This is a genomic window from Pseudoruminococcus sp. (assembly GCF_047012705.1).
Classification (GTDB): domain Bacteria; phylum Bacillota; class Clostridia; order Oscillospirales; family Acutalibacteraceae; genus Pseudoruminococcus.
In genome coordinates, this window is the sequence record NZ_JBKXNW010000034.1 from 1 (window position 1) to 7,745 (window position 7,745).

Below are 7,745 nucleotides of genomic sequence, written 5' to 3' on the forward strand. Positions count from 1 at the left end.
ACAAAGAGTTTTAAAGCGTGTTCCGGTTTCTTCACATCTGTAAAACTTCCGCAGGTCTTTACCATACCTATCACGAAAAACAATACAAGCAAGGCAAGCCCGATAGCCTGAACCGCACCGTTGATGTCAACGATAACCTTCCAGATATTCCCGCCCTTAAAGTTCTGCGGTGTAGTTGTGATGAGCGTCCATATTTCCGACAGTTTTTCATTCCAAGTTTCAAGGGCATTTTCAAGATTTTGAACTACCCAGTTATCACTCATTCAAAGCACCTCCTTACAATTAAGGGGTGTACCTTAACTTGGCACACCCCTCGATAACTGTGTAACTCTTATCTTAGCCTGTGATAAGAGTAAGGATTTCTTTCGCAAAAGTGATAATGACACCACCCGCAAGAGTCAGGAAGCCATTGGCTCTCTGAGAAGGGTCGTGAGATTTGAGTGAAAGACCGACCTGCACGATACCAAAGCCAAGCAAAATCATACCGATGGCACGGATAAGTCCGAAGATAAAATCGGACAGATTATTGACTACGGTAAGCGGGTCATTCGCTGCAAATGCAGTCGTTGTCATTCCAAGTGCCAACGCACCGACAATGACCATTGTGCAGTAAGCACGGAAGCCTTTCTTAACCTTTCCGGTCATAGGCAGTTTCTTTGTTTCCTGAATGTCAGTTGCTTTTTTCTTAAAAATAGTCATAGTTGAATACCTCCAAAATTTAATTTGTTTGATTGTTTATGAACAGAGCTTCCATCTCCTCATCGGAAAGAAGTTCCCAGTTCGTTTCTTCCATTTCCTTTTCAGGAAGTGTTGCAGGGTCAATGTCCCAAATGGCAATCGAAGCAATATCTTTTGTGACTTCTCCATGCTTATAAGGACTCGCCTTTCCGTCTGTGGTAAGTGCCACATTCGGGTGTTTCATAATGTCATATTTGAAATCCATAATGGGTCTTTCCCCACGGATAAACAAAATAGCGTACTGATTATCGAGCATACGCACCTCATCAGGGGTAAGTAACTCTCTGCCGCTAATCTGATAGTTGGTGGAATAATTACCGCTTCTTCCGGTACTCTTTCCGAACGTGTTGGTATCAATGGTTTCCTTGCCCAACAGCTCCGACACATATTTATGGGTTGACTGCTCATTTCCACCAAGGTAAAGAAATTCATCGCAGTTACCCACAATGCTCTCCCACTGTTTTTCAAACAAGGCTTTAAGCTGTGCCAAGTTCTGTAAGATGATGCTTACAGATACCCCACGGGAACGCATAACCGACAGTATCTTGTCGAAGTCGTCCGGCAGTGAAACATTGGCAAATTCGTCCATCATAAAATGAACAGGCATCGGCAGACAGCCACCGTGGATATGGTCGGCTGCATAAAACAACTGCTGAAAGAGCTGTGTGTAAAGAATGGATACCAAGAAGTTGAAACTGGAGTCGTTATCCGGTATCAGTGCAAACAGTGCCACCTTTTTCTCTCCGAGTGACTGCAAATCCAGTTCATCGGCAGAAGTAAGAGCAGCAAGACTTTCCAAGTTAAACTTTTCAAGCCTTGCTGCAAGGGTTATCTGTATAGATTTTAATGTTTTGGAAGAACCGGAATGATAAGAGTGGTAATACTTCAAAGCAATGTGGTCAGGGTTATCTATCATCAAATCTGAAAACAGATTATCAAGCGGAGAAGGACTTGGGTCGTCCTCGTCCTCAATCGCCCCGGCTCTTAACATTTCCATTACCATTGCAAAATTCTGTTCTTCCGGCGGTGCTTCATAATGCAGATAAAATACAAGTGCAAGCAGAAGCATTGACGCTGCCGTATCCCAAAACGGGTCATTGCTCTGTGAACCTTTCGGAGTGGTACTCTTGAAAAGATTTGTCACGAGCTTCTGCACATCATTATCATTCTGTAAATAAACAAATGGATTGTAACAATGGCTTTTCTCCATTGAAATCAAATCAAGCACACGCACTTCGTAACCTTTCTTCTCAAGAAGATGTCCCGTATCTCGCAGAATTTCCCCTTTCGGGTCTAATATCACATAGCTGTTTCTTGCAGCATTCATAATATTAGGCTTTGCATAAAACCTCGTCTTACCTGCACCGGAGCCACCGCACACAAGCGTATTCAGATTTCGTCTGTGCTTCTTGGCATTAAGCCCAATGCACACATTCTGAGTCATCAGCTTATTTTCTGACAGCGGCTTTTGTCGGTACTTTTTATCAATGGCTCTGACATTGCCCCATTTGGCAGAACCGTGTTCTTCTCGTCTGCGGTAATTCTTTCTTGTTGAGAAATAAATCCCGATACCCATTCCATAGCATAAAAGTAAAATGAGGACAGTTTTCAGGCTGTCCCCACATAATTTTATGGAAAATGGATTATCAAAGAGTGTCGCAAGATTGGCTGCTATCTCCGGCAATCCTCCGCTTATGGAAGGTGCAATCAGAAGTGCCAGCCATATGACCGGAACGATACCGACAATGGATAAAATAATGGCAGTCTGCCTGTCATTATCTCGCTTCATCTGAGCGTTTCCTTTCAATCACTTTGAACTTTTTCAATGGGGCATTTCCGACTTTTACAAGCAGGTCGTCTACTGCATCTGCGGACTTGCCTTCCTCCATCAACTTTGTTTTCTCATCGTTTAAGGAGCGAATGACAACACCGTGTTCATAATCGTCCAAAGCAATGTGGTAGAGTTTTTCTTTTTCCATATCTGCCCTCCGTTATCTCTCATAGTCCTTTGAACGTTCCTGCTTTTTGCGGAACATTTCATCAGAGATATGACTGTGAATTTCTGCCATTGCATTTCGTGTCTTGGAAAGCTCCGCACGAATTTCTTTCGGCTCTTTGGAAGCCAGTCCCTCCGGAATGCGGTTAATCGCAAAATTCTGTGTATCTACGCCATACTTCTTGCAAAGCATATATCCGATACACACTGCCTGAAAGCCCATATCCCTGCGGCTGTAACTTTCACTGTTGATAGAAAGCTGTGCGTGTCCGAGTTCCTGAGCGACACACTGGGCAACTGCTACGCTGTCGCCCACATTACGCTTCACATACAAGGTCTGCTTTTCATTATTATAGAAAGCTGCCATGTTCGGATACGGAAGTTCATCGGTTGCCGCAACCTCTACCGGAGATACATCAAGCATTGTCGTGATAAGTGCTTTCGGGTCACGGTTTGCTGATACTGCCGGAGCTTTCCTTCCATTTGTCTGCGTAACATCAAATACCTTTTTGACATTGTAGGAAATACCCGGAGAACCATCTGCTCTTGTGTATTCCACTGGTTCAAGGATAGAAATACTCTTTGCCCCTTTGGTAATCTTCACATTGTCCTTACCCCAATCATCAAAATCTTTAAGCTGTGTCGCCTGCGGATACTGACTGTAAATAAGGAGAGCATTTGCTGCGGAATATCTGTCCATTCGACTCTGCGTATCAAGAAAACTCTTGAACTTATCAGGGGCACTCACAATCTCACGGGCAGCGTCATCAATCATCTGATAGACCTTTTCTTTTTCTGCTCGCTTCTTTTCCGCATACTCCTCTTTGGATAATCTCGGCTGATTACCGCCAGCCTTTGCGGGTTTGAAATCATTTGTCATAGTGAATTACCTCTCTTTTGTTTTTGGGTTTTTCTTCGGCTGACGGTGTACCGTCTGACCGTTTTTCTGCTGCGGCTTCTTGCCGTCTTTCTTAACCTCCGGCTCTTTACGCTCTGCTTCTTTTTGCTGTTTTGCCTGTGCCTTATAACGGTCAAGTTTCTCTTTGACCGATGGCTTTTCCACTGGCTTTGCAACACCCTTATCAGATTGCGTTTCTACCGGCTCTGAGTTTTGCCTTGACAGAGGGCTTTTGTCTGTTTTGGCGACTGAGGGGTTTGCGTTTGCTCGCTCCTCTTTCTGCATTGGATTTCTGACCGCTTCTTCCATAATGATTTCACTCTTGGATTTAGTCGGCTTTTCTTTTTCAACCGCTTCACGGTCTGCGATAGCTTTCTCTGCTTCACTGACAATCGAAGCCTTATCCACTTTGCCAAGTTCAAATCTTTCAACGATACGCTGAATTTTAGAAGCGTCCTCTGCTCTTGCGATAATATCTACCGGAGCGTTCTCTCCCTTTGTGTTCTTATCTCTGAGGACACAATAAAGAACGCCATAGCGTTTTGCCTGTTCGGTAAACTTCTTCAAATCCTTTTGCGGAATGGAAAAGACTTTCAGCTCCTTGCCTGACTTAATCATATTGGTAAGCCTTGCTTTGCCCTTCGTCTTTTGTTCCTGCTTCAGAACCGATACCAAAAGCAATGCGATATTCTTCGCCGCCGAACCGCTTAATCTTGCAGCAACTTCAAATCCTTCAAGCGAAAGCCTGACGACCTGCTCTGCTGCGTCACCACCGTTGTTCATAGCGTGATTTCTCCTTTCTCTGCTGTTTTTGTTCCTCTGTTTCAATATGCTCAAGGTTTTCTTCCATAACCTTTGACCTCTCCGCAATATCCTCGCAGAGTTTTACTTCCCGTCGGAGTTTTTTCAATTCTCCATTGATAGAAGCGATTTCATCTTTTGCCGCCTGAAGCTGACCATCATCAATATTTGTTCTTATCTTTTTTCGGAGATGTGTTCTTCCGGCAATCAGATTTTTCATCTGCTCCTCTAAGGAAGTCTTATATGAAAAAAGCTGTTCGTCCGTGGAAATATTTTCTCGTCCGAGCAGCCTTACTTCATCAGTAATCTTATCGAGCTTCATCAAATCATCTTTCAAAAGATAATGAAGCCTTGCGTTATTCTGTTTCTTATACTTGGGCAGATAACCGAGTCTGTAACAGTAATACAGATACAGCCCATAAAGTCCGCCTTTCTTTTTCAGCTTCTGCCCTCTGGTCTGCATACGGTACTGTCTTGGTTTATAAGTCGCCCTCTGGAACGGCTCAATCTCTGCCCATCTGTCACGATTTTCTTTGATACGCTCTACAATCCGGTCATTGGTATAATCTGCTCCGAGATTTTTCAGTCGTATCGGCTTATCGTATCCCTTTGGAATGACCGTCCAGTATTTTCGGCTTGGACTTAGGTTATAGGCATATCCCATTTCCTTGAGAGCAAACTGAAATTCTTTCAGGGTCTTGCTGTGGTCGATAGCATAATCAATGGCTTCTTTTGCAACCGAGTAGCGTGTCGGCATACCTGCCTTTTCTTTCATCGTCAGATAATCCGACTGCTTACTGCGGTTCGGATTCGGGTCATAGTAAAGTCCGTACTTCTCACAAATTCTGTCTGCAACTTTTCGGAATTTGAACCACGCTTTTTCCTCTCCCCACAAATGTTTGCCATCGACAAAAGAAATAGAGTTGATGACAAAATGGCAATGCAGGTGCTTTGTGTTCAGGTGGGTTGTCACAACGACCTGAAATCTTTTACCCCACACTTCATTTGCAAATTCCATTCCGATTTTCTGTGCCATCTCAGGAGATATATCTGTTTCCTTGAAACTCAAATATCCGTGATAGGCTTGGATACCGTCTGTCTTTTGGTACTGTTCCTTAACCGTTATGAACTGGTCACGGGCAATCGCCACATTACAGTTGATACCCTCAACATAAAATTCTCGCTCTGTTTTTTCTTCGTCCTTTGCATAAGCAATAACATCTGCAAGAGCCTGATACTGTTCCTTTGAAAACTCCCTTTTGATTTTGGCAGAAGTCTTTTCGGGATTGGTCGCATAGTCAATGACCTGACCGAGCCTTTCTGTTACCGACCACAACTTTGTTACTGCCATTTCATTTCGCTCTGATTTGGACGAAGATATGTCCTCTCAATCTCTGACTGGAACTTATTCCACTTCGCAGCTTCATTCTTCAGCATAGGTGCATCAATGAAACCGAGTGTATTTGCTTTGGCAGCAAGCTGATTGATATTATTACCGATAGAGGAAAGTTCCCTCATCACATCATAGAAACGGTCATCGGGTTTCTCTTTCGGTTCGTAACCTCTGATAAGTAAACGGATAAGTCCGGCTTCGGAAAGACAAGCCTTCTTTGCCTTTGCTGCCAAGTCCTGTGCTTCCTTGCGGTTAAAGCGGACAATCTTCTGAATGTTTCTCTTTCTCATAATCGGTATCTTCCTTTCTCTTTACTCTGCAATCTTTGTTAATCTGGAATAAGCACATCATCGTAACGCCAAGACAACTGCCGAGCAGTATTCCGGCGGCGATAAGTAATAACTCTCTCAAATCAAGTTCTCCTTTCTCACGGGGTATTAGGGGCAACCCCTAACGAGCCTTTTACCGTTTGGGAAACTGTGTTTATCCAAATGGTCTGCTCGCTAAGATTAAACATCTCCTCTGGGTTGCCCCGTTCTCAGGCTACTATCTCTCATAATCCTTTGATTTCGGCTTAAAAGGTTCAGCCACGATATTGCCGCCCACTTCCTTAGAAAAGCGTTCAGGATACTTGAACTGTTCCTTATACTTCTTCATCATATCGTCCGGCAAGCTCTGAAAGCTCTCACTCTCAGGCGGTGCATAACAGATAAAGAACTTGCCGCAGATAATATCAACCATCTCTTTCTTATCGTTGTCCTGCACATAAACAGCACGATTAAGCGGAAGTCCTCTCATCTTTCCTTCCTCATTACAGATGATTGCAACGTCATCATCAAAGGGCATATATTCCTCAATATCCCCGCCGACAACCTCCTGCATTGCTTCCAGACTGTCGTCGATTACAATTTCCTTCGGGTACTTTTCCGGTTCTACCAAGAGAACTTTAATCTTTGTATCATTCATCGTTCTTCATTCCTTTCGTGTGTTTTTTTATTGTAAATTCCCATCCGCATACAAAGAAAATCGTTGAAGTCCTTACCTGCTTTTGGTGGTTCATCAACGATTTCATACTTATCCGGCAGAATGGTTTTTAAGGTCTGTGCTGCCTTTCTGCCCGCTATATCATTGTCAAAATGGATACGGATTTTCCTGACAGATGGGTTGCTGCCAAGATACTTTTCCAGTGCAATCGGCACTTTACTGTCCTCAATTTTCTTTGCCGGAGAATACACCCCAGACAGCGAAACAAAGCTCATTTCTTTCCAATCCTGCCCGTTCAGCTTCGCAAGCGTGGCATAGGATAACAAGTCAATGGCACACTCAAAGAGGTGTACTTCCTCCAAGTTTTCCTTACCAAGCCGAAAAGAATAATCTTTTTTACTGCCACTGCAATCGCCCATAATCCTACGCTTATTCGTGGAACGGTAGGCTGCATATTTGGGTTCTTTCTTCTCGTCATAGCCTACAAACACAACATTGTGATACGGCAGACTCTCAAAGATAAGGTCATTGGAAATACAGTAATTGATGATTTCAAAATCTATTCCTCTCCCGAAAAGATACTCTGTAATCACTCTGTTGGAAGCACATTTTTCAGGGAGAAGAAGTGGTTTGTTTTCCTCTTTTGACTGTGGTTTTTCATAGACTGGAGCCTGAATCGCTGTGTGTCCGATAATGGTTTCCACCGCTTCAAGGAAGCTGTAACCTTTGACCTTAATCAGATAATCCAAAGCACTCCTGCCGCCAATACCTCTCGACCACCATATCCATTTCCCATTTGAAATCTTCAAACTGTCGTGGGTTCTGGTGCAATAGGTGTTACCTGAAAACTTAACCAGCTCATACGGTTCATAATTTCTCAGGTAGGTTAATAAGTCCATCTGCTTCGCCTGAATGATTAACTCAGGTGCGATAAA

At 43.6% G+C, this 7,745-nt stretch carries 10 protein-coding genes and 1 pseudogene; all 11 read right to left on the reverse strand.

Features of this window, described 5'->3' with window-relative positions:
• Positions 1-263 (reverse strand): annotated as a pseudogene (locus ACLU24_RS14130) (hypothetical protein); the annotation flags it as partial.
• Between the two features lie 73 nt (positions 264-336).
• The gene (locus ACLU24_RS14135; protein WP_015512775.1) at positions 337-699 is read right to left on the reverse strand and encodes a hypothetical protein; all 363 of its coding nucleotides are present in this window, start codon (positions 697-699) and stop codon (positions 337-339) included.
• Positions 700-718: 19 nt separating this feature from the next.
• Positions 719-2,527, reverse strand: a complete 1,809-nt coding sequence (locus ACLU24_RS14140) for a VirD4-like conjugal transfer protein, CD1115 family (protein ID WP_008789328.1) — start codon at positions 2,525-2,527, stop codon at positions 719-721.
• Positions 2,514-2,717 carry a hypothetical protein gene (locus tag ACLU24_RS14145; protein ID WP_008789327.1) on the reverse strand — a complete coding sequence of 68 codons (204 nt, stop codon included), beginning with the start codon at positions 2,715-2,717 and terminating at the stop codon, positions 2,514-2,516. The genes ACLU24_RS14140 and ACLU24_RS14145 overlap by 14 nt, the downstream gene beginning before the upstream one ends.
• A gap of 12 nt (positions 2,718-2,729) precedes the next feature.
• Positions 2,730-3,614, reverse strand: a complete 885-nt coding sequence (locus tag ACLU24_RS14150; RefSeq protein WP_087203231.1) for an LtrC-like protein — start codon at positions 3,612-3,614, stop codon at positions 2,730-2,732.
• A 6-nt stretch (positions 3,615-3,620) separates the two neighbouring features.
• Positions 3,621-4,415, reverse strand: coding sequence for a PcfB family protein (locus ACLU24_RS14155; protein ID WP_055291062.1), 795 nt, complete (start codon positions 4,413-4,415; stop codon positions 3,621-3,623).
• The gene (locus ACLU24_RS14160; protein WP_023920506.1) at positions 4,399-5,784 is read right to left on the reverse strand and encodes a relaxase/mobilization nuclease domain-containing protein; all 1,386 of its coding nucleotides are present in this window, start codon (positions 5,782-5,784) and stop codon (positions 4,399-4,401) included. Before ACLU24_RS14160 ends, ACLU24_RS14155 begins: the two co-directional genes overlap by 17 nt.
• A complete protein-coding gene (locus ACLU24_RS14165) occupies positions 5,775-6,116 on the reverse strand; it encodes a plasmid mobilization protein (protein ID WP_002594670.1) in 342 nt (113 codons plus the stop codon). Before ACLU24_RS14165 ends, ACLU24_RS14160 begins: the two co-directional genes overlap by 10 nt.
• Positions 6,079-6,237, reverse strand: coding sequence for a DUF3789 domain-containing protein (locus tag ACLU24_RS14170; protein ID WP_196809877.1), 159 nt, complete (start codon positions 6,235-6,237; stop codon positions 6,079-6,081). Before ACLU24_RS14170 ends, ACLU24_RS14165 begins: the two co-directional genes overlap by 38 nt.
• Before the next feature lie 135 nt (positions 6,238-6,372).
• Positions 6,373-6,792, reverse strand: a complete 420-nt coding sequence (locus ACLU24_RS14175) for a DUF3846 domain-containing protein (RefSeq protein ID WP_023920505.1) — start codon at positions 6,790-6,792, stop codon at positions 6,373-6,375.
• Positions 6,789-7,745 (reverse strand): DUF3991 and toprim domain-containing protein (locus tag ACLU24_RS14180; RefSeq protein WP_412613305.1); only part of this gene is annotated, 957 nt, incomplete at its 5' end. The genes ACLU24_RS14175 and ACLU24_RS14180, both read right to left, overlap by 4 nt.